Genomic DNA, 24,494 nt, shown 5'->3' on the forward strand with positions numbered 1-24,494 from the left:
CCTGCACCGGCGCGGAACCGGACTCGTGCCCGACTGACCCTGCAACAATGCGTTCGCGGGACGCTACCCGGTCGGTGACAATGCCGCCATTAGGCGTTCCAGGCCATAATCAAAGGCCCTCTCCAAGTCTCCCTCCAGGCGGAACGCGCCGGCGAGCTCCATGCTGATGAATCCGGTGACCCAGGCAGTGACAAGGCGCGCGGCGTCCAGTGCCTGCGCGGACCCCACCAGCTCCTCGGCGGCGCTCAGCAGCGGGGCGCTCACCCGCTGCGGAGTCGACGGATCACCCGCGGCGGAGAGCAGCAGCCGGAATCCCTCCGGCCGCTGCTGCGCAAAGGCCCGGTAGGCGCGCGCCATGGCCGGCAGCGTTCCGTCCGTGGCCGCGAGCCGCCGCACCAGCTCCTCAACGGCGGCATCCGCCACCAGATCGATCAGCGCGCTGCGGTCCCGCACCCGCTTGTAGAGCGACGGCGCACGCACGCCTACCCGCTGCGCCACGGCCTGCATGGTGACGCGGGAGAGTCCCTCACTCTCGAGGATCTGCCCTCCCGCGGCCACAATCTCCGCCAGTGTTGTGCGCTCAGGCGTCGGCATCATGTACTCCGTTCTCAAGGCTATTGACATTAGCCATGATGGCTAAGTACCGTAGCTATTCCTATCACATCCAGATTCCTGAAGGGGTTCTCCCATGAAACTCGGCCCGCACCTGCACCGCATCGGCAATGACATTGTGGCCGCCTACCTCGTGGAAACCAACGACGGCATCACCGTCATCGACGCCGGGCTGCCCGGACACTGGAAGGAACTGCTGGCGGAGCTGGACGCCATGGGCCGCAGCCTGGCGGACATCCGCGGCGTGGTGCTGACCCACGGAGACAGCGACCACCTCGGCTTCGCAGAGCGGCTGAGGCGCGAGCACGGGGTCCCCGTCTACGTGCACGCCGCCGACGCCGAGCGGGCGCGCGGCGGAAAGAAGCCCAAACTCAGCATGGGCCGCTCACGGCTGCGCCCCGTGGCCGGGTTCCTGCTGTACTCCCTGGGCAAGCGCGCCTTGCGCACCAGCTATCTCACCGAGGTGACCGAGGTGGCCGACGGCGAAACGCTCCCGCTGCCCGGCGCCCCGAGAGTCATCTCAATGCCGGGCCACTCGCCCGGCAGCATCGCCGTGCACGTGCCCGCAGCTAATGCCGTGTTTGTGGGTGATGCTCTCACCACCCGCAGCGTGCTCACCGGAACCATCGGCCTGCAGCCCTCGCCCTTCACCGACGAACCGTCGCAGGCGCTGGACTCCCTCGGCCGGCTGAACGGCATTAATGCTGCCTGGGTGCTCCCCGGGCACGGCGCTCCTTGGCGCGGAAACCCGGCCGCGGTACAGGACACAGTGCGGGCGGCCGCTGACGCTCAGGCTTCCAAGGACTAGGCCTAAAGGCAAAACCGAAGCGTTCTACGGCGCGCTGACGGCCAGCGACGAGGAATGGGGCAGGGACACCGTGAACGCGGATCCCACGCCGGGGCGGCTGACCAGGGTAATAGTGCCGCCGTGGGCCTCCACAATGTTCTTGGAGATGGCCAGGCCGAGCCCGGCGCCGGGGATGCCCGCCTGGCGGACGGCGCCGGTGCGGAAGAACTTGGTGAACAGCTCCTTCTGGTCCTCCTCGCTCATGCCCATGCCGGTGTCCCGGACCTCCAGGCAGGTGCAGGTATCGTCGGCCCAGGCACTCACCGTCACGGTGCCGCCGTCAGGCGAGTATTTGATGGCGTTGGAGAGCAGGTTGTCCAGCACCTGGGCCAGCCGCACCGGGTCCGCCTGCACCGCCAAAGCGGGTGCGCAGCTGGCGGCCAGCTCCACTCCGGCGGCGGCGGCCCGCGGGGCGGCCGCGCGCAGGCAGGTGGAGATCAGCTCGGCCACCGGCACCGGCCGGGGATCCACCGACACGCTGCCCGACGCAGTGGCGAGCAGGTCCGAGACCAGGCGCAGCAGCCGCTCGCTGTTGCGCTGGGCCACGGAGACGGCGTGCGGAATGGCGCCGGTCAGCCCCGTGTCCTCTGCCTCCTCCTGGGCCAAGTCCAGGTAGCCCATGATGGAGGTCAGGGGAGTGCGCAGCTCATGGGAGACGCTGGAGACGAAGTCGTCCTTTGCCCGCAGCGCGTCAACCAGCGGGGTGATGTTGTGGAAGGCGATGACGGCGCCGTTGAATCCCTGCTCGTTGCGCAGGACGCGCGCGGAACAGGACAGGGCCAGCTGGTCCTCCGGCGGACCGGCGTACAAAAGCACGTCCTCGAAGGATTCGCCCCTAATGGCGCGGGCCACGGGCCGCTGGTCGGCGGGCAGGGCGGTGGTGCGGTCGAGTCCGAAAAACAGCAGGTCCGGTTCCTGGGTGTGCTTCATGCCGTCAGGCCGGATCCGGCCGTCCAGGGCTTCCATGGAGTTGTTCTTGTGCACGGCGGTGCCGTTGGCCTTGACCACCAGTACGCCGACGTCGATAGCGTTCAGCACAACGTCCAGGAGCTCGGAGCGCTCGGTGCTCAGGTTCAGGGCATTTTCCAGCTGCTGGTCCTTGGCCTGCAGTGCAGCCTGCTGGGCGGCCATGTCCTTGCGCATCACGGTGACGGTAACCGCCACGGCCAGGGTGACCAGCGGCCCGAGGATGGGTGCGGCGAGCCGCTGCCCGGTGATGGGTTCTTCGGAGGCAAACACCGGATTCCAGACGATGGCCAGCGGGCCGAGGAAACTCAGGATGCGGGCGCCGAGGGTCGAAACGCGGGACCAGGACAGCCAAAAAACGGGAAAGATGGCCAGCAGGTAGATGCCAATGGCCAAACCCAGGCTGCCGGCGTACAGGTAGCCGATGGCGATAAAGTCCAGGATCGGCAGGATCCAGTAGAAGGGATACCAGAGCCGGTCCCAGGGAACGACGGCGGTGAGCACCGTGGTTGCCACGAGCAGCGCCAGCCCGGTCTGGAACAGCGGCCGGGTCAGGATGTCCGGCAGCAGCGTGGCGAAGATGATGCAGAGCAGGACGACGGTGATGACCAGCGGGGCGTGGCTGATCCGGACCCGCTGGGACAGCGTCATCTCGTGGAAATCGCGGTTGGAGCTCAAGGCGGAGAGCATGCGTGCGGAGAGCCGTGACATGGTGATGAACTCTCCCCCTGGTAAGCGAACTGCTTGGCTTCCAGCGTACCCGGCTCCGACGTGGGGTTTCGCCCGCGGCGTGGGCTTAGTCCAGAGACGCGAGCAGGCAGGGCATGGTTTCCTGGCCGCAGACGGCGATGACGCCCAGCATGGAAGCCAGATCCGCCGCCCCGACCTGCTTCAGACGCTCCTGGGCGCAGCGGGCCAGAGCTGCCAGACGCTGGGCGCCGGCCATTTCGCTGGCGATTTTGATGCTCAGCACCACGTCCATGGCGGCGGCGTCGTCCGCGGCGATGACGGCCGTACGCAGCCGGTCAAAGCGGCCTTCCCACATGGCCACGTAGTTGCCGACAAACTCGCGGCAGGACGCCGGGCCGAGCTGGTCGGCGAGATCCAGCAGCTGCTCGCGGTGCAGCAGATCCGGGGCGTGCTCGGCGGTGGTCATCATGAACAGACTCCTGCCGGCGGCGAGGGGGAGGACGAATCCGATGCTCTCGGAGCCATGGGTGTTCCTCCGCTCTGGGGGCCGCTGTGGTGTGCGGCGGGTCTGGGTGATTGATAAGGCTGCTTGATCTATATGACAATGCCAGCCTTAGCTCAGGAACGTCCCCCGCGAAGGCGCAAGATCGGGGAAAGATTCCCGGGCGGGGCAACCGCCGGCGCCGGGTGCCGTTCCTTTATGGCCGCATTTAGGGTAGCGGCGGACGGGTGCGGGAGCGCCAGGCGTACACCGCAATACAGCCCAGGGCCGCGCCCAGTGAGTTGGCGGTGACGTCATAAATCGTCGCGTAGCGGTTGGGCAGCAGCAGGGCCTGCGCCGCCTCGATGGTGCAGGAGGCGGCAATGCCGACGGCGGCGGCCAGCCAGGTGCGGTCTCTGTCCAGCCAGGCGGCGCCGATCACGCCGAAGGGAATGAACATCACCACGTTGGCGATGGTTTCCACAAAGCCGTAGTTAATCCAGCCGGGCACGCCGGCGCCGTGCAGTTTGCGCAGGATCACCTTGAGCGTGCCGGCGGAACCCTCATCCACGGGGGAGGGCCAAAACACCACCAGCGCCAGCACCCCTATATAGAGGAGGAAAAGCACGGCCAGCGTCCGCCGCTGCCGGACCCGCCGGGACGCGGGTTTCGGGGTCGCGGGCGTTGGCGGCCTCTGGGGTGTTTGAGCTCCGGGTGGCGGGGGCGGCGGCTGCCGGGCAGGTCCGGTGTCCGTCACCGGTACCGGCGTTCCCAGGCCAGCAGGGCGTTCACGGCGGGGGTGAGTTCGTGGACCATCTGCTGGTAGGTTTCCTCGCTGCGGCGGTACGGGTCCACGACGTCGTCCTCCTCCGGCCCGCCCGGGTTGGCCGTGCGCAGACGCAGCGCACGGCCCAGGGCGGCGGTCCAGCGTTCGGAGGCGCCGACGTCGGCCTGTCCGTCAATGTGCGGCAGGAGCCGTGCCAGCTCGCGCAGGGTAAAGGTGCGGCGCAGTAGCCCCGGGGCGAGTTCCACGATTTTGCTGCGGTGCGCCCGGCTCAGAGCGAGCACAAGATCCTGGCCGGCGAGGATGTCGGCGCTGAGCTGGCGGGAAGTGAAGTTGGTGGAGTCCCCGCCGAAGACGTTCACGAAACCGGCCACGTGCGGTTCGATGCCCGAACCCACCAGGGCGCCGGTGCCGGCGCTGGTGACGGTGAACTCGCCGGGGACCATGGCGTCGAAGCCGGCCTGGAGCAGGCGCTCGGCCATGGGGGAGCGGCAGATGTTGCCGGTGCAGACGGTCAGGATGCGGAACGGGGTGTTAATGCTCATGTCCTCGGGCTTCGAATTGCGCGTCTTTATGGTTGCTATTGCGTGTACTGCGGATGCTTTGGAGCGCTAAAACGGGCGTTTGCGGACAAATCCACGGTTCATTGCGCTGTTGTTGAGGTTACCTTGTGCGGGCCTTGAGCTTTGGCCAAACGTTGCATCAACCCTGCGGGAAGGACGCGCTGTTTCTTGAGGACGGGGCGGCAAAGTAATACCCAGCGGCAAGGAAAACCTTCCTAGGCCGAAGCAGTCTCAAGCACAACGAACAAGGGGAACACAATGAACAAGATGGCTAAAGGCGCACTGGCAATCGGCGTAGGCGCAGCACTCCTCCTCGGCGGCGGCGGAACCCTCGCCGTCTGGAACCAGACGCAGGCAGCCAATGCCGGCCAGATCCAAGCTGGTGACCTGGAACTGACGACCCAGCCCGGTGTGTGGAAGAACGCCTACGGCACTGTGGTGGACCTGGTCCCCAACAATGGCATCGAAGATTACAAGGTCGTTCCGGGCGATGTCCTCACTTACAGCCAGGAGATGAACGTCAAGCTCACGGGTGACCTGATGCAGGCCAAGCTCTCCATCCAGAACCTTCCCAAGAGCGAATTTGCTCTGCAGAACGTGAGCATCGAGAACGTTGTTGTCAGGGACTCCGCAGGCAAGGATCTGAAGGACGCCATCCTCAAGCCGGCCAACTCGGGAACGGTCACCGCATCGGCAAAGTTCACGTTCAAGCAGGACACTGATCTGCGGGCCAATGTCAATGCAGTGGCTGACTTCGCGGCCGTCTCCTACAAGCTGGACCAGCAGGTTCTGCCGACGCCGACCGCCTCAGCCACGCCCGGCAAGTAACACCGGCTAACGCCACCTTGTTCTAACCCCTGGCTGTGCGCGGTGCACACGCTCCGCGCACAGCCTGTTCCCCCTGGAGATGCATTCCGTGAAGAGTCTTCGAGCACTGAAAGCGACCGGCCTGATCCTTGCCGCCGTGGTGCTCGGGCTGATGACAGTCCAGGGAAGCTACGCACTATGGAACGCAGCAGTGCCGTCCAACGCCGGCACCATCCAAGCAGCGGACTTCAAAGTGACGGTCAAAGACACGCTGCTGTCACCGGGCCAGGAGTTACAGTTACCGGCAGCCAAACTGAGTATGGCTTCGAGGGAATTGATCACACCGGTCAGCGTCGCCAGCGCTGTGAACGTCACTCGGGATTCTCCTTTTAGGAGCATCACAACCCTGACGGTGAACCCGGTTGCCGCGCCGCTGGTTGTTGGCGTTGCCCTCAGCAACACCAACGGAACCTGCCCGGCAGTTGCCGCCATGTACAAGGCTTCGGCAGCCACGCTGCCCCAGAAAACGATGGTGAAGCAGACCTTCTGCTTCCGTACGGCGCTAAAAGACGGAACCACGAATCAGATGCTCGGCGTTCCCGTAATTGGACCCTCGGCAACACTCGACGTGACGCAGGTCGCTTCCAATTGATTCAAACTAGAGACGAGATAGGAAAAACCATGAGCGGTCGCAGGAAAGCGGAAGTCAAAGCCAGCCCCCTGAGCTTCATCGCCACCGGCGTCAGCTACATCGCGCTTTGCCTCGCAGCCCTGGCCGCCCTCGCTCTGGTTGTCGTTCCGATGCTCACCGGCTCACAGACCTATAGCGTCCTCACCAGCTCCATGGCCCCGAAGTACGCACCAGGAACCTTCCTAGTGGTCAAGCCCATTCCCTTCGAGGAACTGCGCATTGGCGACGTCATCACCTACCAGATTGAATCCGGTTCTCCGGCCGTCATCACCCACCGCATCACCGCCATTAGCGCGGAGCAGAGCGGAGAAATGGTGTTCACCACCAAGGGCGACAACAACGACGTTGAAGACGAACTGCCGGTGCGGGAAATCCAGGTCAAGGGAAAGCTCTTCTATGCGGTCCCGTTTGTCGGCTTCATTGCCAACGGTCTGGGCAACTCCGACCGCGGTGCCATCGCCCAGTGGGCAGCCTTCGCGCTGATGGGATACGGAGTGGTTGCTCTGGTCCGCGGTGCCCTGGCTAAGAAGCGCAACGACGACGACGCCTCCTCGGAAGGTCCGACCGGGCAGGCCCCCGGCGCCGGCGGCGATGACGGCACCATCTTCCCGAGCTTCGGCTCCTCGGCCGGCAGCGGCTCGGACATCCTCGAGTTCAGCGATCCCATCCTGACGGACTGCGACGGCTGCGACCATGACCACTCCCGTGACGACAACACCTCAGGCCGCCACCGCGTCCAAACCCGAAAGCGCGCCACCGTCTGATGAATCGGTCTACAGCATCCACGGCGGGATGGTGCCGGCGATTAATCGGCGCGTCCGCCGTCGGAGCTGTTGCCGCAGCCGTATCCCTGGCCGGAGCGCCCGGCGCTTTCGCGGCCGATGACTATCTCGAATTCAGTCTCGACGGAACGACGTACGCACCGTCGATAGCCGCACCGATCTTCAGCGAAGCATTCCACTATGTTCCCGGTGCAGCTACCGGATCTACCCTGTGGATCCGCAACGGCAGCGGGGAGCCGGCCCGGCTGTCCGCTGCTGCTGTGATGGTCCGGTCCGATCCTCAGCTGAACGGCCAGCTCGGCCTGACAGCGGGACTTACTTCCGGCCTCCCGGGTCGCTCTGTCCTGGGGCCGCAGGGCAGCTGTACCGATGTCCCGGAGATCTGGGACCTAGGCTCCGGGGAGGAACACGCGTTGAGTCTGGTGGTGGACCTTTCCATTGATGCGCCGAATGAGACGATGAACCGTTCGGCAGACGTCGATATGATTTTCCTCCTGGAATCCACAGACGCTGCGCCCCGCCGGGCCTGTGATGCACTGTTTGGTCCAGGTGAGCCCGCTGAATTCGGTGCAGCTCCTGGCAGCCCTGGACCGAGGTTGACAGCTGGGTCTTCCGCAGAGCCGGTGACATTGCCCGGGATATCCGATGCCGGGGAGACGGCAGGACCCAACAGTGTTTTTCCGGCTGCCCTGCCGGAACGCCAAGCTGAAGCACGTGCGCCCCAGGCTGTTGTCCCAGCCGAGCAGCAGCCTCCGGCCGGCATTACCCCGGCGGGCTTCCAGAGCACCGTGGAACCAATCATCCGGTCACTCTCGGGTACGCTCCTGATAGGTATGTCGGTGGCTTTCTGCGCCGCAGTAGTTCTTCGTTTACGGAATAGGTCAGCATGAGCAGGGAACAGTTGGGGGCTGTGCCGGGGGACGAAAGCCAGCCCGTGCCGGAGAAGCGTCTGGGGTGGTTTGGGCGCCTCCGGTCCCAGCCCGGATTTCGTACGGCGTCAGTTGCTTTTGTACTGACCGTGGTGCTGGGAATAGGTAGTACCGTTGCCTACGCCTACTGGGGCCAGCGGAACACCGTGACGCAGCTCGTGACCACCGAGCGCCAGGCGCTTCCAGCGATCACGGGAAAACCTACCTGCCGTCAGTTCGCGAGCGTGGGCATCGTCTACATCGACTATACGAAGGTTGATCCGGTTCTACTCCCAAGCGGCGCCCAGATTCTCGTTACCGTTTCAGCTAGGGGACGAGAAGCTAAAAAGAGCTTCGTAGTCGAAAATACTGGCTCTTTCGCTTTGAGGGACCTGCCAGGCCTTGATGACTTCATCGGGCCGTCGATTGATTCCAAGACGATATATGTCGATGTAGCCACGGCATACGTAGAGCCGCTTCCTCAGCGGCTGCCAGAGGCGCTGAACGCTTCAACGAAAATTATTGGCCCCACGCCCTCGGCGGGGGCTGTAGAAGCGAGATTCCGGGCGTCGTACTTCTGTTAGCTAGGCTGTGCTTCCACCACTAACGCCCGCCGTCGTCGTCGTAAACATCCGGAATGCCGTCCTGGTCCGCGTCGGCCGTCTCCTCTTCCTGCACCAGCCGGTAGTGCCGGTTGCGGATCCGCAGCAGGATTGAGGCCAGCAGTGCGGCTGTGACCGACGCCGCCAGGATGGCGACCTTCGAGTGGTCGTTGTGCTCAGTTCCCGGATCGAAGCTCAGGTCGTTAACCAGCAGGGACACGGTGAAGCCGATCCCGGCCAGGATGCCGATGCCGAGCAGGTCGATCCATTTCACGCTGGAATCCAGCCGGGCGCGGGTGGCGGCGGTGACCACCCACGTGGTGGTCAGGATGCCCAGCGGCTTGCCCAGCACCAAGCCGGCCAGGATGCCGAGCGCCACCGGGTCGGTCAGTGCCGAGCCCAGACCGTTGAAACCGCCGATCGCCACGCCCGCGGAGAAGAACGCAAACACCGGCACAGCAAAACCGGTGGAAACCGGACGGAATCGGTGTTCGAAGATTTCCGCCAGCCCCGGCTTGCCCGGCTGCGGCTGCACCGGTGTGCCGTCGGGGCCGCGGCGCAGCACCGGAATGCAGAAGCCCAGCAGCACGCCGGCCACTGTGGCGTGTACGCCGGACGCGTGCATCAGCGCCCACACGGCCACTCCGATGGGCAGCAGGACCAGCCAGGCGGCCGCCGGATGGGTGCCGAAGAACCGCCGCTTGGACTGCGCCAGGTACAGGAACAGCGCCAGCGGGGCCAGCATGACCAGCAGATAGAGCAGGTGCACGTCTTCGGAGTAAAAGAACGCAATGATGGTGATGGCAATCAGGTCATCCACCACGGCCAGGGTGAGCAGGAAGATCCGCAGCGCCGAGGGCAGGTGCGAGCTGATCACGGCCAGCACGGCCAGCGCAAACGCAATGTCGGTGGCGGTGGGAATCGCCCAGCCGCGCATCCCGCCGGAGTCGGTGGCAAAGTTGATTCCGGCGTAGATCAGGGCGGGAACGATGACGCCGCCCGCCGCGGCTGCCACGGGCACAATGGCCTTGCTGATCTGTCGCAGGTCGCCGGCCACGAATTCGTACTTGAGTTCCAGCCCCACCAGGAAGAAGAACACGGCCAGCAGGCCGTCCGCGGCCCAGGCGCCCACGCTCAGTTTCAGGTGCCACGGTTCGTAGCCGAACTCGAAGTCGCGGAGCGCAAAGTAGGAGTCCGACGCCGGGGAGTTGGCCCAGATCAGTGCGGCCACCGTGGCGATCAGCAGCAGCACGCCGCCCACGGTTTCCTTGCGCAGGACCGCCGCGATGCGCAGGAACTCCGGATAGCTGGAGCGGGCCAGCACCGTGCCGCCCGGACGGGCGGGCGGCACAGGGCGGCCGGCGGGGTGGTTCTGTGAATCCGGTGCCATGGAACTCCTCAGCAGAGAATCCTCCGTCAGAAAAGACGGGGTCTCCGCATTCTGGCACCAACCGGGGGTGTTAACCCACCGCTGTCAGCCCATGAGGGCGCGGAAGCCCACGATGATGGTGACCAGGCCGAAGACCATGGAGGTGGTGACCTTCATCAGGTTCACCGTCAGGTACCGGGTGGGCGCACCCTTTTCGTCGCGGGCCTTGGGGCTCTTGTACGCCTCGATCAGGTACGGCGGCCAGACGATCAGGGACCACAGCCCGGCAATGATGAGGATGACCGCCAGTGCGGTGGGCAGGGAAATGCTGTTATCCACGGGTGCCCGGCCCTAGCGGCTTTCGATCCACGTGCCGGCCTGGCCGGCCTGGATGGTCAGTGCCTTGCCGATCATCGGCTCGGCCTGCTTGGCGATCTTGTCGCCCAGGAACGGGATGGAGGAACTGACCTTGCCGTCCACGTCCACCCGGGTGCCCTCGGCCACCGGAACCAGGCGCTGGACGGCATTGACCTTCAGCGGCACGCCGCCCACGGAGAGGTCCACGGAGGCTTCACGGGAACCGTCGGGCCCCGGTGCGGCCCAGTGCTCCTTCTGGGTGACGGTCAGCGTGGCGCCGACAAACTTCTTGGCGATGTCCGGCAGCCGGTCCGTGGGCAGGGTGCGCACGGCGGTCAGGACAAACGCTCCGGCGGTATCGCCCTCCACGGTGGCGGAGACCAGGGAGCCGCCCACGTGTTCGCTGACGCTGCGCAGGAAGTCCTCGTTGGTGAACGTGTCGGTGACTGTCCGGGCGTCGTAGGGCAGGGTGGTCGAGGCGTTCAAAGCCATGGGTCCTCCAGATAGGGATGTCGGTTTGCCGGCGCTCCGTGCGCGTTTGCACAGTACAACCGGCCCGGAATCATCCTAATCCGCGCGGGCCTTCAGCTCCGAAACGTGCCCGTCGCTCCGGCTACCGCTCCAGGCTCACGCAGGCCACGGCCCGGTCATCATCGTCGGTCGCGCTCGGGCTCGGCGTCTCGTCGTCGTCGAGGGTGATCAGCAGCGAGCGGCCAATGCCGTCGTCGGGCAGGACCCACGGCACGGTGACGCTGGCAGTGGCTCCGCCGTCCGTGTCGGTAGTGAAGTCCAGGTCCAGATCGTCGGAGTCCTCGCTCCGGGTGTCGTCGTATTCCTCTCCGGCGTCCGAGGGGGACGCGCCGCACAGCCTCTCATGCAGCGTGGCACTGAACTCGGTGTTGGGCGCGAAGCCGCGGGCGATCATCTCCAGCGTGGTGGCCGCGTCCGTCTCATCGATGGTGATGGTGGTGTCCGCGCCGTCCGGCACCGCAGACGTGTCGTACGTGGTGGCGATGGCGTTCTCGCAGTAGGAGCCGAACGTTCCCTGGATAATGCCGCTGGCAATGGGGCTGGGGGTGGTGGTGCCGCAGCGGTCCGGGCTCTCGGTGACGCCCGGGACGCCCTGCGCCTCGCAGCTGGCCTGGGCTTCGCTGCCGGGGGACTGGCTGTCGCACGCGGCGGCCGACGCCGATTCCGAACTCAGCGTGGTTTCCGTGGCGGTGGCCGGCGATTCCGAGTCCTCGCCGGCATTGCTGCAGCCGGCCAGAGCGAAGAGGGACAGGAGCAGTGCGCCGAAAAGGAGCTGGGCTTTGCGTGCCATGGGGCAATCCTTACGTGCGGAGGGATCTGGCGTATGCCCGTGCCATCCCAGCGTGGCAGTGGGCGGAACGAAAATCCAGAACACCTGGCTGGATTGGGGTCCCGGCTGCCCGGCTCGGGGCTTCCGGGCCGGGTTTCCGGCTTGGGTAAAACCCTTCAACCTAGCGTGTGGCCGGATGGGGCGAAACAGAGACGACGGCGGCACGGGGCTTTTCGCTGCAACTTCACCTAATTGGCGGTCTTCACTGTCCCGCCGGGCTGCAGTGTCCTACCGTCAGCCGCACGGCACCCCGGGGGAGGCGCCCGAAGTCCGGCCGGTGCCATCGCGCCGCCGGATCTGACATCACTCGCACCTATGAGGGGAAGCATGAAAACACCACGTATCCTCCGCGGAACTGCGCTCGCAGCCGCTGTTGTCCTTACCGCCGGAACCGCAGGCCCGGTGTTCGCCGAATCCGGCGGAGCCCGCGCCACCGTCACCGATGACGGCACCGCCGCCGTCACGGACAGCGGCGGCAAGGGACACCATCCGGGCAAACCGGGGAAGCCAGGAAAACCGGGAAAGCCGGGGAAACCAGTCAAGCCCGTGAAGGATGAGAGCGCCAAGCTGCGTGCCGCCGTCACCCTCCACAACGTCTTCGACCATCTGGAGGGGCTGCAGGACGCCGCCGATGCCAATGACGGCAACCGGGCTTCCGGCACTCCAGGCTACGAGGCGTCCGGGCAGTACATCGAGGACCAGCTGCGCCGGGCCGGTTACAAGCCCGTGCGCCAGGATTTCTCCTACGACCAGTTTGCGGTGACCAGCGAAGCCCTGGAACAGACCGCACCAACGGCCACGTTCTACACAGCCGGAACCGACTTCACCACCATGACCTACTCCGGCGCGGGGGATGTCACGGCACCCGTCAGTGCTGTGGACATCAACCTTTCCGGGGACCGGGTTACCACCTCCGGCTGCGAGGCTGAGGACTTTAGCGGATTCGCCGCCGGCAGCATTGCGCTGATGCAGCGCGGCGAATGCTCCTTCGGGATCAAAGCGGCGAATGCGGCAGCGGCGGGTGCCTCCGGCGTCGTCATCTTCAACCAGGGGGACGAGGTGGCCAACGATGACCGCTTTGGGCTGGTCAACGGCACCCTGGGTGAGCCGTCAACCATCCCCGTGGTTGGCACCACCTTTGCCATTGGCGAAGCGCTGGCCGGCACTGACGGAGTGGAACTGCGGCTCAACATTGACGCCGGAGTGCAGACCACCAACTCGTTTAACATTCTGGCTGACACACCCCGCGGAAACGCGGACCGTACCGTCGTCGTCGGCGCCCATCTGGACTCCGTGCCGGTGGGACCGGGAATCAATGACAACGGCAGCGGCAGCGCGGCGATCCTGGAAACCGCCATCCAGCTCGCCGAGACCACCAAAAAGTACCCGCTGCAGAACCGGGTCCGCTTTGCCTTCTGGGGCGGAGAAGAGGACGGTCTGCAGGGCTCCAACCACTACGTCGAGCAGCTGGATCAGGCCGGACTGGACGGCACCCTCGCGAACCTGAACTTCGACATGCTGGGTTCGCCGAACCTGGTCCGTTTTGTATACGACGGCGACGGGTCTGCGTTCCCGGAGAGTGACGCTCCGCGGCCGACGGGATCCGACGAGATCGAGAGGATCTTCGAGGAGTACTTTGCCGGGCAGAAGCTGGCCTCGGCTCCCACTGAGTTCAGCGGACGCTCCGACTACTCGGCGTTCATCCTCAACGATATTCCGGCCGGCGGGCTGTTCAGCGGTGCCGAAGGCATCAAGACCGAGGAGGAAGCGGCCGTGTTTGGCGGCACGGCGGGGGAAGCGTACGACCCCTGCTACCACCAGAAATGCGATGACCTCGGCAACATCAACCGCCGCGGACTGGACCAGATGTCCGACGCCGTGGCCCATGCCGTGCTGACCTTCGCCCGGACGGACGCGGACCTGCGCGGCGGCGGCGACGTCCGGTCGAAGCGGCTGGCACCGGCCGAGGTCGACCTGCAGTTCCGGGGTGATGAGGCGCTGAAGTAATCAGGCGCTGACCCGCACATCCGCACACAACCGCCGCCCGTCATGTGACGGGCGGCGGTTGTGTGTTTACGCAGCGGCCGCCCGCCTCTCCGCCGGGAGCGGACGGGGCCCGCCGCGTTACCGTCATGCGGGTAGGCTGGAAGAAAAGCCCCGGGGTTCCTCAGTGAACTTCGGGTTATTTGCGTTGCCTCACGTCAAGGAGCCCCTCCCCATGAGCCTGAACGGACTGCGCGCCGCCCTGGCCGAAGACCCGTCCTACGCACGGGTGCGAACCCTCGCCTCGCGCACCCCCGAGCGCCGCAGCGATGACCTGCAGATCGGCGCGCCGCAGGGCATGCGTGCGGCGCTGCTGGCGGAAATGGTGGACGGGCTCGCCGAAGCAGCCAACGACGCCGGAACCGCCAACGCTGCTTCCGCGCCTCCGGTGGTGCTCGCCGTGACGGCCACCGGCCGCGAAGCCGAGGACCTGGCCGCAGCGCTGCGCTCCTACCTGCCGCTGGCCGGCATCGAGGAGTTTCCGTCCTGGGAGACCCTGCCGCATGAACGCCTCTCGCCGCGCTCGGACACCGTGGGCCGGCGGCTGTCCGTCCTGCGCCGCCTTGCCCATCCCGAGGGCCATCCCATTCAGGTGATCGTGGCACCGGTGCGCGCCGTCGTCCAGCCGCTGGTCGGCGGGCTCGGCGACCTGCAGCCGGTGGCGCTGAAGGTGGGGGAGGAGCGGCCGTTCAACGACGTCGTCAAGGCCCTCTCCGAAGCCGCCTACGCCCGGGTGGACATGGTCTCGCACCGCGGCGAGTTTGCCGTCCGCGGCGGCATCCTGGATGTCTTCCCGCCGACCGAGGACCATCCGATCCGCATTGATTTCTTCGGCGACGAAGTGGACTCGATGCGCTGGTTCGCCGTCGCCGACCAGCGCACCCTCACCGGCCCGCACATCACCCACCCCACCGAGCTGTACGCTCCGCCCTGCCGCGAAATCCTGATCACCCCGTCGGTGATGCGTCGCGCCGCGAAGCTGCAGTCCCAGATGCCCGCCGCCGCGGACATGCTGGAGAAGATCGCCGGCGGCATCGCCGTCGAGGGCATGGAATCCCTGGCTCCGGTGCTGGTGGATGAAATGGTGCCGCTGATGGGCCAGCTGCCCGCCGGGTCATTGTCCGTGGTGATCGAACCCGAAAAGGTCCGCGCCCGCGCCCATGACCTGGCGGCCACCAACGAGGAATTCCTCGCCGCCGCGTGGGCCACAGCGTCCGACGGCGGCGCCGCACCTTTGGATCTGTCCGCCGGGATCAGCGCGGATCTGGAGGCCGCGAGCTTCCGCTCCCTGGCCGACACCCGCTCCGCCGCCCTGGCCAACTCGGTGGGCTGGTGGTCCATCACCTCCTTCAACCCGGACGATGAAACCGTCCTGGACATCGACACCCTGACCATCAACGCCCGCGAACCCCGCGGCTACCAGGGCGACGTGGCGGAGATGATGGAATTCATCGGCTCCCGCGTGCGGGACGCCTGGCGCGTTGTCGTCGTCACCGAAGGCCCCGGCCCCGCCTCGCGTCTGGCCGAACTGTTCCGTGACAATGACATTCCGGCCTCCCTGACCGAATCCCTGGACATCGAACCGGTGCCGGGCATCATCTCCATCACCACCGCCAGCGCCGGGCGCGGCTACGTCTTTGACGGGCTGAAGACCGGGCTGCTGACCGAGGCTGATCTGCTTGGCCGGGCCAGCGCCTACTCCACCCGCGACATGCGCAAGATGCCCTCCAAGCGGCGCAACGCCGTCGACCCCCTGCAGCTGCACGAGGGCGACTTTGTGGTGCACGAGCAGCACGGCGTGGGCAAGTTTGTGGAGCTGATCCAGCGGGCCACCGGCGCCGGGCAGAACAAGACCGTGCGCGAGTACCTGGTGCTCGAATACGCGCCGGCCAAGCGCGGCGGCCCCGGCGACCGGCTGTTTGTGCCCACGGACCAGCTGGACCAGATCACCCGCTACGTGGGCGGGGAAACCCCGGTGCTGTCCAAGATGGGCGGCTCGGACTGGGCCAAGACCAAGTCCCGGGCCCGCAAGGCGGTCAAGGAAATTGCCGGGGAACTGATCCGGCTCTACTCCGCCCGGATGGCGTCCAAGGGACACGCGTTCGCGAAGGACACCCCGTGGCAGCGCGAGCTGGAAGAGGCCTTCCCGTACGTGGAAACCCCGGACCAGCTGACCACCATCAACGAGGTCAAGGCGGACATGGAGAAGGAAGTCCCGATGGACCGCCTGGTCTCCGGCGACGTCGGCTACGGCAAAACCGAAATTGCGGTGCGCGCCGCGTTCAAGGCCGTGCAGGACGGCAAGCAGGTGGCGGTGCTTGTGCCCACCACGCTGCTGGCCCAGCAGCACATGGAAACCTTCGGTGAACGTTTCTCCGGCTTCCCCGTGCGGGTGGAATCCCTGTCCCGGTTCCAGACGGCCAAGCAGGCCAAGGAAACCATCGAGGGCGTGAAGAACGGCTCGGTGGACGTGGTGATCGGCACGCACCGGCTGCTGTCCCAGGAGGTCCAGTTCAAGGACCTCGGCCTGGTGATCGTGGACGAGGAACAGCGTTTCGGCGTGGAGCACAAGGAAGCGCTGAAGAAGATGCGCACCAACGTGGACGTCCTGGCGATGAGTGCGACGCCGATTCCGCGCACCCTGGAAATGTCGCTGACCGGCATCCGGGAAACATCCACCCTGGCCACCCCGCCGGAGGAACGGCATCCGGTGCTGACCTATGTGGGCCCGTACACGGACCGGCAGGCCTCAGCGGCCATCCGCCGCGAGCTGATGCGCGAAGGCCAGGTGTTCTTCGTGCACAACCGGGTGTCCTCCATCGACCGGACCGCCGCGCACCTGCAGGAGCTGGTCCCGGAGGCGCGCATCGCCGTCGCGCACGGACAGATGAGCGAATCCAAGCTCGAGCAGATCATCGTGGACTTCTGGGAGAAGCGTTTTGACGTGCTGGTGTGCACCACGATCATCGAGACCGGGCTGGACATTTCCAATGCCAACACCCTCATCGTGGACCGGGCGGACCACTTCGGCCTGTCCCAGCTGCACCAGCTGCGCGGACGTGTGGGCCGCGGGCGGGAACGCGCGTACGCGTACTTCCTGTATCCCTCGGAGAAGCCGCTGGGCGAGGTGGCGCTGGAGCGGCTCAAGGCCGTGGCCACGCACAACGAGCTCGGCGCCGGTATGCAGCTGGCCATGAAGGACCTGGAAATCCGCGGCGCCGGCAACCTGCTCGGCGGGGAACAGTCCGGCCACATCGCAGGGGTGGGCTTTGACCTGTACATCCGGCTGGTGGGCGAAGCCGTGGCAGATTACCGCGGCGAGGCCGAGGAGAAGGCCGCGGAAATGAAAATCGAGCTGCCGGTCAACGCGCACCTGCCGCACGAGTATGTGCCGGGGGAGCGGCTGCGGCTGGAGGCTTACCGCAAGCTGGCCTCAGCGGTGACGTACGAGGCGATTGACGAGGTGCTCGCCGAGCTGGTGGACCGCTACGGCGAGCCCCCGCAGGCCGTGCAGAACCTCATCGACGTGGCCCGTTTCCGGGTGGGTGCCCGCGAGGCCGGGCTGACCGATGTGGCACTGCAGGGCAACTTCATCAAGTTTGCTCCGGCGGACCTGCCCGAGTCCCGCGTGATGAGGCTGCAGCGGATGTACCCCGGGGCCTCGGTGAAGCCGGCCCTGAATGCGGTGCTGGTGCCCAAGCCCAAGACCGCCCGGATTGGCGGACGGGATTTGGTGGATGCCGAAATCCTGGCCTGGGCGCAGCAGGTGGTGGACGCGGTTTTCAAGGAGTGAACAGGTGGCCGGGGCGTCGGACGGGGCGTCCCGGCCACCGCCCGGTTAGACCGGCTGGGTAAGCGCCACAATGAAAACGGCCACGCACATTACTGCGGTGGCAATGACAATCCCGTAGCCGATGCGCATGGTGCGCTGCTGACGGGCACGGTCCTGGCGCCATTCCCGGCGCGTCATAGTGGTGCTCATGGAATCGAATATAGGAGACCGGCTTACCGGTTTCTTAGCGTAGTGAGTACGTGGATGCCTGCCGGAAGTACGCGTTAATCACTTGGAACGGGGCCTGTTGGGGGCCCAGGGCTGGTATTTGCCCGTTAAACACGTTTGCACGCAGCCGGTCCGGCTGCGTGCAAACGTTTTTTGAAGAGGCTGCTGCTACTTGCCGGCAACCCGGCCTTCGGCCAGTTCCTTGGCCGTATCCGAACGGCCCGTCACGAACGGCACGAAGTACGCCAGCGTACCCAGAGCCAGGCAGATCACCATCGGCCAGACGTTGTCCAGGCTCAGCCAGCTCAGCGAGTAAAGGCCAACGGCAAAGATCGCCAGGAAGATGATAAAGGTGACGAGGTTGCTGACAAGGTGCCCTTCACCCGAGTGCGTGGGCTGCTTGGACCGTGTTCCTGCCATGGTGTTCTCCGTTTCAAAAAGATTTCAGTAGCCGGCGGATCAGTAGTCCGACGCGGCGTTCCCACCCTTAACAATAGCGATACCGGAGCTCGCTCCGATACGCGTGGCACCGGCGTCGATCATTGCCTGCGCATCTTCGCGCGAACGGACACCTCCCGAAGCCTTGACCCCGAGGTCCGGTCCAACGGTCTTGCGCATGAGGGCAACGTCCTCCACGGTGGCTCCGCCGCCGTTGAATCCGGTGGACGTTTTCACGAAATCCGCTCCGGCTTCCACTGCTGCCTCGCAGGCCAGGACCTTCTGCTCGTCGGTGAGCAGCGCCGTTTCAATGATGACCTTCAGGATGCCGTTGCCGGTGTGAACCTCGTCGGCCACGGCGGCAATGTCGCGGACCAGGGCGTCCCGGTCTCCGCGGCGGGCGGCGGCGATGTCGATGACCATGTCAATCTCGTCAGCGCCGTCCTGGAGTGCACCCCGGGCTTCGAACACCTTCACTTCGGTGGTGGTGGCGCCCAGCGGGAAGCCGATGACCGAGCAGGTCAGGACGCCGCTGCCCTTGAGCGCGGTGCGAACGGTGCCGACCCACAGCGGGTTGACGCAAACGGACTTGAAACCGTATTCGGCGGCTTCGGCGCAGACTTTTAGGATGTCCTCACGGCTCGCCTCGGGTTTGAGGAGCGTGTGGTCAATGTACGAGGCAATGGCTGTAGACATGCCAACCATCTTGCCACAGGAGGGGTGCCGTTGGGCCCTGGAAAGACTATGGCCGGGTAAACGTCTTTCGACGCTGACCCGGCCATTTTGTTACCTACGGGAAAATGATGGGAAACATCGTCGTCAGCGGATTTACTACAGACGCTCCCAGGCTGAGTGTTGCTGCCGACGCGGGTGCTGCTGCGCCAGCGACGGCGATTGTGGTGGCAAGAAGCAGAGCGGATGCCAGTTTTTTCATTGAGTCCTCCAAGTAGTAAATAACGACAAAGTAAAGTCTCGCTGAAGCAAGCGAATAAATCGATAGGTTGGAGGTAAAATCTATGGTCATTTTTTTCAGTATCCAAAGTGTAAGATTCGATGCACTTCAGTTTTATGACGGGGACGCTCGCGGCGGCCCGCCTGGAGTACTGTAGGCGGAACAAGTCTTGTAATGAGCGAGTTAGGTGCAGTGGGAATTGGACAACTCTGTCGATCAAATGCTGAACGAGTATCGGGCACGCCTGCACTGGGACCGCCGCGAGTATAAGGCGGCCTTAGGCCATGCAACGGCGGCGGCCGGTGAAGCCCTCATTAAAGAGGACATCACCGGGTATTGGCGCATGACACTCCTGCTGGCGGAATGCCAAATGGAGCTGGGTCTGATTCAGGAATTCGCTACGAGCACCAAGGCACTGTCGGAAAGCTCGGCGCTGCAAGGTGATCAGGCAATGGTTGCGCGGGCCAAAGCCCTGTATTCAAGAGCGTTGGAGAGCTTGGGGCACATAGGCGAGTCCCTTGTCGTCGCTCAAGAAGCAGCGGCAATAGAACTCAATGAACCTTCGGACACCGTGGACGAAATCGAGATGCTGCATGGTCTCGTCGCCGCTCTCGCTGAGAGCGACAAAGCCAGCGAGGCCTGGCCACACGCACTGAGGCTTGCAGCCCTGGCCGGGCAGCAGGACGATCAACATATCGCCGGCAAGGCGTACTGGGCAGTTGGCAACGTTGCGTTCCTGAACGGTGACGCTGAGAACGGTATTCGATACCATAAACTGGCCGCTGAAAATCTCGCCCCGGATAATGACGTGAATACGTGGGCATTTTTCAACAAAGGGTCCGCCCAAGCGCGTCTCTCAGCAGGCATAGCGGACCAAGAAACCCTCGAATGCATTGAACGGGCTGAGCTGGCCAACTCAGTTACCGGCGGAAGCCCACTCATGGAACTGGAGCTTTCCACTGCCCGGGCACAGTGGCTCGTATCCAACAACGGTGCTGAGGAAGCCGTGGCCTGCGTTCAGCAAATACTTGACCAGCGGGAACTTCTGCCCGAACATTTGCTTGCGGACGTGGAATACGTTGCAGCCCTTGCTTTGCATGAGCTCGGGCGGAATGATGAAGCCTTGGCTGCAGCGGTTCATTCCGAAAAAGTCTTCATTGCGCACGGTGGCCGACGCCGGGCGCTGGAGGTCCGCAGCATCATTGACAGCATTAATGCCGGCAGTCACTGATCGGAAAAAGCACGTGCGGGGCTAGTAAGCATCAATTTCGGGAGTAGGCGCGGGGCACGACACTGCAGCGGCATCGCGCAGCTACTTTCCGGCGCTTCTGGGGGGAAGCATGACACAGCAACGATCGGTCGAAAGAACAGTCTGGAATGACTGTCCGGATGAGCGTTCTTCAGGCACAGGTACGGGCGCGGGGGTTTACGGGTGCGGATGTGCTCCGGCGCCGGACAAAGGGCCGAGGGTGGACGTGTCCATGGCGCCCGACGGACACATTGTGCTGGTCCTCCCGCCCGGCGAAGTAGTCACCGGAACCATGGCCGCAGCGGCGAATGACGAAGTGGGGCGGCTGGCAGGCATCAGGAAGATGCCGATGCTGCTGGTCCTGACCGGCGTTGAAGCTGTCACCAGGAGTGCGCGCACTGTGTTCAGCAGCGCTCAGTCGCTGGCCGCCGTCGCGGTTCTCGGCATGACGCCCGTGGACCGTGTCATCGCCAACTTCCTCCTGGGCGGAACCGTTCAGCCCTGCCCCACCCGCTACTTCTCCTCTGAACAGGAAGCCCTGGGCTGGCTGAAGAGGAAAAGCGTTGCCTGATGCCCGGCGCGGGACACCGGCTGCGCCGGACATCGCACCGGAAACGCCGCAAGTCGCCCGCCGTCCGCCGGGAGAAGACGACCGCCTGAGTCAAGTTGTCGAAGGCATCATCCGAATAGCGTCAGGCGATCTCAGCACGCACATCCCCGTCTCCAAGGCCCGGGACCAGGTGGACGCCGTCATCACGGGCATCAACCTGCTGGCCGATGAACTCAACGAGGTCTACGCCGCTTTTGAAGAGCGGGTGGAAACACGCACCCGCGAGCTGCGCGAAGCACACCTGACCATGCAGAAGATGGCTATGACCGATCCGCTCACAGGCATCGGCAATCGCTCATCCCTGCACGAGGCGCTGACTGCTGCGGTCGCCAACCGCAGGGACGGCCAGCCGGGGCCGGCCGTCCTCCTGCTTGACCTGGACGGTTTCAAGGAGGTCAATGACAGTCTGGGGCATGATTCCGGGGACCTGGTACTGATCGAGATTGCCGCACGGCTGGTGGCGGCGGCCGGCCCCGGCAGCGTTGTGGCACGCCTGGGCGGGGATGAGTTTGCCGTGCTGCTGCCGGTCTCCACCGTCCAGCAGGCACGCGGCACAGCGCTGAAAATCATGGACTCCCTCAAGCAGCGCATCCCGTTGGAGGACATCGATGCCTGGACCGGAGCCAGCATCGGGATCCATCTGGCGCAGCCCCGGGAAGACGCCAGTGCCATCATGCTGCGTGCGGACACTGCCATGTATGCGGCCAAGGAGGACGTTCACCGGCGGATCAAAGTGTTTGAGCCGGTGATGCTGTACCGCAGGCAGCTGCGCCGCCAAACAGCGCGCGAGCTTCGCCAGGCCGTTTCGAACGGTGAGCTGTTCCTGGAATACCAGCCCGTGGTGGAGTTGCAGAGCGGCCGGCTGCAGGGCGTTGAAGCGTTGGTGCGGTGGAACCATCCCAGCCGCGGTTTGGTGATGCCGGATGACTTCATCCCGCTGGCCGAAGAGACGGGGCTGATTGTCGGAATCGGCCGCTGGGTGCTGCACACCGCGCTGCAGCAGCTTGCACAGTGGCGCCGGCTGCTGCCCGCCGATAGGAAATTCCTGCTCCGGGTCAATCTGGCGGCCTCGGAACTGCAGAGCATGGATCTGGTGGACTTCGTGCGCGGCTCCCTGCGCAAAACGGGAGCTGAACCCGGGGAACTGGTCCTCGAGATTACCGAAAGCGCTCTTCTCTCGGGCGGTGACGTGGAGACCTACTCGCTGCGCTCCCTGCAGGCGCTGGGCGTTGGCCTGGAAATCGATGACTTCGGCACCGGCTATTCCTCCATCAGCTACCTGCACCGGCTGCCGGTGGACACGGTCAAGGTGGACCGGTCACTGATTTCGGACATGGCCGACGACGACGGCCAGCTGAGGTTTGTGGCGGCGGTCCACAACCTGATCCGTGCCGCCGGCATGGATGCCGTCTTTGAAGGCATTGAAACCGCCAAGCAGGCACGGCAGCTGCAGGAGATGGGTTGCTGCTGCGGGCAGGGCTACTACTTCAGCAGGCCGCTTCCCGCGGTCCAGGTGACCGACCTGCTGCGGGAGGGGCGCACCCTCCCGCAGGCCGTCGTCGTTCTTCCCGGGTAACTCCTGCCGGCGTTACAGTCCCAGAGCGGCGTTCACGTCGGCGAGCACCGCATCAAGCCGGGCGCGGCCCTGTTCGCGGGCCGCCGGAAGGTCCGCTGCGGATTCCACCGGCACAATCACCTCGAGGTAGCACTTGAGCTTGGGCTCGGTGCCGGAGGGGCGGATGATCACCCGGGTGCCGTCAGCCGTGAGGTACTTCAATCCGTCGGTGGGCGGCAGCTCGGCGCTTCCCTCGGCCAGGTCCACGGCGGATTCCACGGGGGAGCCGCCCAGGGACACAGGAGCCTGGGCACGCAGCCGCGCCATCATCTCGCCCAGCAGGCCCAGATCGGAAACCCGGATGGAGAGCTGGTCGGTCAGGTGCAGCCCGTGCTCCAGGGCCAGGTCATCGAGTTCATCGAAGAACGTCCGCCCCTGCATCTTCAGGGCAGCAGCCATTTCAGCCACCAGGAGTCCGGCGGAAATGCCGTCCTTGTCGCGGACCAGGCCCGGCGCCACACAGTAGCCCAGGGCTTCCTCATAGCCGTAGGTCAGGTGGGGCACACGGGAGATCCACTTGAAGCCGGTGAGGGTCTCAACGTGGGCAAAGCCGGCAGCTTCGGCAACGCGCGCCAGCAGGCGTGAGGAGACAATCGAGTTCGCGAAAACGACGCCCTTGCGCGTCTTCTCCCCGCGGACCTTCCAGTGCCCGGAGGTGATGCGGCGGGTCAGATGCCGGCCCAGCAGGGCGCCCACTTCATCGCCGCGGAGCATCCGCCACTCGCCGTCGGCCGGGTTGAGAGCCGCCACGGCAACGCGGTCGGCGTCGGGATCATTGGCGATGACCAGGTCGGCGTTGTGCTCGACGGCGGTTTCCAGTGCCAGGTCAAGCGCGCCGGGTTCCTCCGGGTTGGGGAAGGCCACGGTGGGGAAGTCCGGGTCCGGCTGGGCCTGGGCAGCCACCGGAATGACCTTGCGGAAACCGGCGTCCTTCAGCACGGACTTCATGGTTTCCCCGCCCACGCCGTGCAGCGAGGTCAGGACAATCTTCAGATCCCGTTCCGGGAACCGTTCGCGCGATGCCAGCCGGTCCACGGCGTTGATGTAGTCCGCCACGATGGACTCGGACACGTCGGTCCAGCCTTCCGGGGCAATCTCAATGCTCTTCAGCGGCACGCTGTAGTCGATGCGGGCGGCAATTTCAGCGTCGTACGGCGAGACAATCTGCGCACCCTTGCCCGGGCCCTTCACCGTCCGCCCGCCTAGGTACACCTTGTAGCCGTTGTCCGCCGCCGGATTGTGGCTGGCGGTGACCATCACACCGGCGTCGGTGTCCAGGGCACGGACCGCGTAGGCGAGCACCGGCGTCGGAAGCGTGCAGGGGAGCAGGAAGGTTTCGATGCCGGCGGCAGCGAACACGGCCGCCGTCTCCAGCGCGAAGGCGCGTGACTTGTGCCGGGCGTCGTAGCCGATCACTGCACTGGGGGTGTACTTGTCACCGGCCGTGTCCTGCAGGAACGAGGCGATGCCGGCGGCCGTGCGGCGCACCACCGCACGGTTCATCCGGCGGGGTCCGGCGCCCAATGCAGCGCGCAGGCCGGCCGTGCCGAATTCCAGCGTGCCGGCAAACCGGTCCGCCAGCTCTTCCGCGGCAGCTGCTGCTGCGGAAGCATCGGCGGACAGCTCCGCGAGCAGCCCCCGCAGCTCGGCCGCTGTTCCGGAATCGGGGTCTTCATCCGCCCAGCTCTTGGCGGCGGTCACGAGCTCGTTCAGCTCGGTGGGATTCAACGTCATGGGATGTACCTGCGGATCGGGGATAGGAGTTAAG

The 24,494-nt window shown here is 65.3% G+C and carries 25 protein-coding genes; 11 read left to right on the forward strand and 14 right to left on the reverse strand.

The window, feature by feature from the left end:
• Nucleotides 1-63: 63 nt before the first annotated feature.
• Nucleotides 64-594, reverse strand: a complete 531-nt coding sequence (locus KG104_RS05250) for a TetR/AcrR family transcriptional regulator (RefSeq protein WP_207347482.1) — start codon at nucleotides 592-594, stop codon at nucleotides 64-66.
• A gap of 94 nt (nucleotides 595-688) precedes the next feature.
• On the opposite strand from KG104_RS05250, the gene KG104_RS05255 reads away from it, so the two are divergent.
• The gene (locus tag KG104_RS05255; RefSeq protein WP_207347483.1) at nucleotides 689-1,420 is read left to right on the forward strand and encodes an MBL fold metallo-hydrolase; all 732 of its coding nucleotides are present in this window, start codon (nucleotides 689-691) and stop codon (nucleotides 1,418-1,420) included.
• 24 nt (nucleotides 1,421-1,444) lie between these two features.
• Here KG104_RS05255 and KG104_RS05260 read toward each other — a convergent pair whose 3' ends face one another.
• From KG104_RS05260 to KG104_RS05275, 4 genes are all read right to left on the reverse strand, one after another.
• Entirely contained in the window at nucleotides 1,445-3,136 is a 1,692-nt protein-coding gene (locus KG104_RS05260; RefSeq protein ID WP_207347484.1) for a sensor histidine kinase, read from the reverse strand.
• Nucleotides 3,137-3,221: 85 nt separating this feature from the next.
• Nucleotides 3,222-3,584 (reverse strand): hypothetical protein, encoded by a 363-nt coding sequence (locus tag KG104_RS05265; RefSeq protein ID WP_181032369.1) that lies wholly within the window; start codon nucleotides 3,582-3,584, stop codon nucleotides 3,222-3,224.
• 241 nt (nucleotides 3,585-3,825) lie between these two features.
• A complete protein-coding gene (locus KG104_RS05270) occupies nucleotides 3,826-4,224 on the reverse strand; it encodes a VanZ family protein (RefSeq protein ID WP_207347485.1) in 399 nt (132 codons plus the stop codon).
• Nucleotides 4,225-4,349: 125 nt separating this feature from the next.
• On the reverse strand, nucleotides 4,350-4,925 hold the full coding sequence (locus tag KG104_RS05275) for an arsenate reductase/protein-tyrosine-phosphatase family protein (RefSeq protein ID WP_207347486.1): 576 nt from the start codon (nucleotides 4,923-4,925) through the stop codon (nucleotides 4,350-4,352).
• A gap of 285 nt (nucleotides 4,926-5,210) precedes the next feature.
• Here KG104_RS05275 and KG104_RS05280 point away from each other — a divergent pair, with 285 nt between their 5' ends.
• From KG104_RS05280 to KG104_RS05300, 5 genes are all read left to right on the forward strand, one after another.
• Nucleotides 5,211-5,771, forward strand: coding sequence for an alternate-type signal peptide domain-containing protein (locus tag KG104_RS05280; RefSeq protein WP_207347487.1), 561 nt, complete (start codon nucleotides 5,211-5,213; stop codon nucleotides 5,769-5,771).
• Nucleotides 5,772-5,859: 88 nt separating this feature from the next.
• The gene (locus KG104_RS05285; protein ID WP_207347488.1) at nucleotides 5,860-6,402 is read left to right on the forward strand and encodes a hypothetical protein; all 543 of its coding nucleotides are present in this window, start codon (nucleotides 5,860-5,862) and stop codon (nucleotides 6,400-6,402) included.
• A gap of 29 nt (nucleotides 6,403-6,431) precedes the next feature.
• Nucleotides 6,432-7,205 carry a signal peptidase I gene (locus KG104_RS05290; protein WP_207347489.1) on the forward strand — a complete coding sequence of 258 codons (774 nt, stop codon included), beginning with the start codon at nucleotides 6,432-6,434 and terminating at the stop codon, nucleotides 7,203-7,205.
• Nucleotides 7,205-8,113 (forward strand): hypothetical protein, encoded by a 909-nt coding sequence (locus tag KG104_RS05295; protein WP_207347490.1) that lies wholly within the window; start codon nucleotides 7,205-7,207, stop codon nucleotides 8,111-8,113. Before KG104_RS05290 ends, KG104_RS05295 begins: the two co-directional genes overlap by 1 nt.
• On the forward strand, nucleotides 8,110-8,715 hold the full coding sequence (locus KG104_RS05300; RefSeq protein WP_207347491.1) for a hypothetical protein: 606 nt from the start codon (nucleotides 8,110-8,112) through the stop codon (nucleotides 8,713-8,715). Before KG104_RS05295 ends, KG104_RS05300 begins: the two co-directional genes overlap by 4 nt.
• Before the next feature lie 19 nt (nucleotides 8,716-8,734).
• Here KG104_RS05300 and nhaA read toward each other — a convergent pair whose 3' ends face one another.
• From nhaA to KG104_RS05320, 4 genes are all read right to left on the reverse strand, one after another.
• Nucleotides 8,735-10,123, reverse strand: a complete 1,389-nt coding sequence (gene nhaA / locus KG104_RS05305; protein ID WP_207347492.1) for a Na+/H+ antiporter NhaA — start codon at nucleotides 10,121-10,123, stop codon at nucleotides 8,735-8,737.
• Nucleotides 10,124-10,207: 84 nt separating this feature from the next.
• Nucleotides 10,208-10,441 carry an SCO4848 family membrane protein gene (locus tag KG104_RS05310; protein WP_307858992.1) on the reverse strand — a complete coding sequence of 78 codons (234 nt, stop codon included), beginning with the start codon at nucleotides 10,439-10,441 and terminating at the stop codon, nucleotides 10,208-10,210.
• Between the two features lie 12 nt (nucleotides 10,442-10,453).
• A complete protein-coding gene (locus KG104_RS05315) occupies nucleotides 10,454-10,951 on the reverse strand; it encodes a DUF2505 domain-containing protein (protein ID WP_207347493.1) in 498 nt (165 codons plus the stop codon).
• Nucleotides 10,952-11,072: 121 nt separating this feature from the next.
• Nucleotides 11,073-11,780 carry a hypothetical protein gene (locus KG104_RS05320; RefSeq protein WP_207347494.1) on the reverse strand — a complete coding sequence of 236 codons (708 nt, stop codon included), beginning with the start codon at nucleotides 11,778-11,780 and terminating at the stop codon, nucleotides 11,073-11,075.
• 366 nt (nucleotides 11,781-12,146) lie between these two features.
• Here KG104_RS05320 and KG104_RS05325 point away from each other — a divergent pair, with 366 nt between their 5' ends.
• Nucleotides 12,147-13,826 (forward strand): M20/M25/M40 family metallo-hydrolase, encoded by a 1,680-nt coding sequence (locus KG104_RS05325; RefSeq protein WP_237686991.1) that lies wholly within the window; start codon nucleotides 12,147-12,149, stop codon nucleotides 13,824-13,826.
• Nucleotides 13,827-14,037: 211 nt separating this feature from the next.
• Nucleotides 14,038-17,655: a transcription-repair coupling factor gene (mfd, locus tag KG104_RS05330; RefSeq protein WP_207347495.1), complete on the forward strand. Its 3,618-nt coding sequence runs from the start codon at nucleotides 14,038-14,040 to the stop codon at nucleotides 17,653-17,655.
• A 45-nt stretch (nucleotides 17,656-17,700) separates the two neighbouring features.
• Here the strand turns inward: mfd and KG104_RS05335 are convergent, their stop codons facing one another.
• From KG104_RS05335 to KG104_RS05350, 4 genes are all read right to left on the reverse strand, one after another.
• Nucleotides 17,701-17,844, reverse strand: coding sequence for a hypothetical protein (locus KG104_RS05335; protein ID WP_181032373.1), 144 nt, complete (start codon nucleotides 17,842-17,844; stop codon nucleotides 17,701-17,703).
• A 186-nt stretch (nucleotides 17,845-18,030) separates the two neighbouring features.
• Nucleotides 18,031-18,282 carry a hypothetical protein gene (locus KG104_RS05340; protein WP_104055267.1) on the reverse strand — a complete coding sequence of 84 codons (252 nt, stop codon included), beginning with the start codon at nucleotides 18,280-18,282 and terminating at the stop codon, nucleotides 18,031-18,033.
• A gap of 39 nt (nucleotides 18,283-18,321) precedes the next feature.
• Nucleotides 18,322-19,005, reverse strand: a complete 684-nt coding sequence (deoC, locus tag KG104_RS05345; protein WP_207347496.1) for a deoxyribose-phosphate aldolase — start codon at nucleotides 19,003-19,005, stop codon at nucleotides 18,322-18,324.
• Between the two features lie 85 nt (nucleotides 19,006-19,090).
• Complete coding sequence (locus tag KG104_RS05350; RefSeq protein ID WP_207347497.1) at nucleotides 19,091-19,324, reverse strand: hypothetical protein; 234 nt, start codon at nucleotides 19,322-19,324, stop codon at nucleotides 19,091-19,093.
• 127 nt (nucleotides 19,325-19,451) lie between these two features.
• Between KG104_RS05350 and KG104_RS05355 the strand changes: the two genes are divergently transcribed.
• The 3 genes from KG104_RS05355 (at nucleotide 19,452) to KG104_RS05365 (ending at nucleotide 22,687) form a co-directional block, all read left to right on the forward strand.
• Entirely contained in the window at nucleotides 19,452-20,483 is a 1,032-nt protein-coding gene (locus KG104_RS05355; protein ID WP_207347498.1) for a hypothetical protein, read from the forward strand.
• A 250-nt stretch (nucleotides 20,484-20,733) separates the two neighbouring features.
• Nucleotides 20,734-21,072 (forward strand): DUF7793 family protein, encoded by a 339-nt coding sequence (locus KG104_RS05360; RefSeq protein WP_207347499.1) that lies wholly within the window; start codon nucleotides 20,734-20,736, stop codon nucleotides 21,070-21,072.
• A complete protein-coding gene (locus KG104_RS05365; protein ID WP_237686993.1) occupies nucleotides 21,065-22,687 on the forward strand; it encodes a bifunctional diguanylate cyclase/phosphodiesterase in 1,623 nt (540 codons plus the stop codon). The genes KG104_RS05360 and KG104_RS05365 overlap by 8 nt, the downstream gene beginning before the upstream one ends.
• Nucleotides 22,688-22,699: 12 nt before the next feature.
• Here the strand turns inward: KG104_RS05365 and KG104_RS05370 are convergent, their stop codons facing one another.
• A complete protein-coding gene (locus tag KG104_RS05370) occupies nucleotides 22,700-24,460 on the reverse strand; it encodes a phospho-sugar mutase (protein WP_207347500.1) in 1,761 nt (586 codons plus the stop codon).
• Between the last annotated feature and the right edge of the window lie 34 nt (nucleotides 24,461-24,494).

This window comes from Arthrobacter sunyaminii (assembly GCF_018866305.1).
In the GTDB taxonomy this organism is placed as follows: Bacteria; Actinomycetota; Actinomycetes; order Actinomycetales; family Micrococcaceae; genus Arthrobacter_B; species Arthrobacter_B sunyaminii.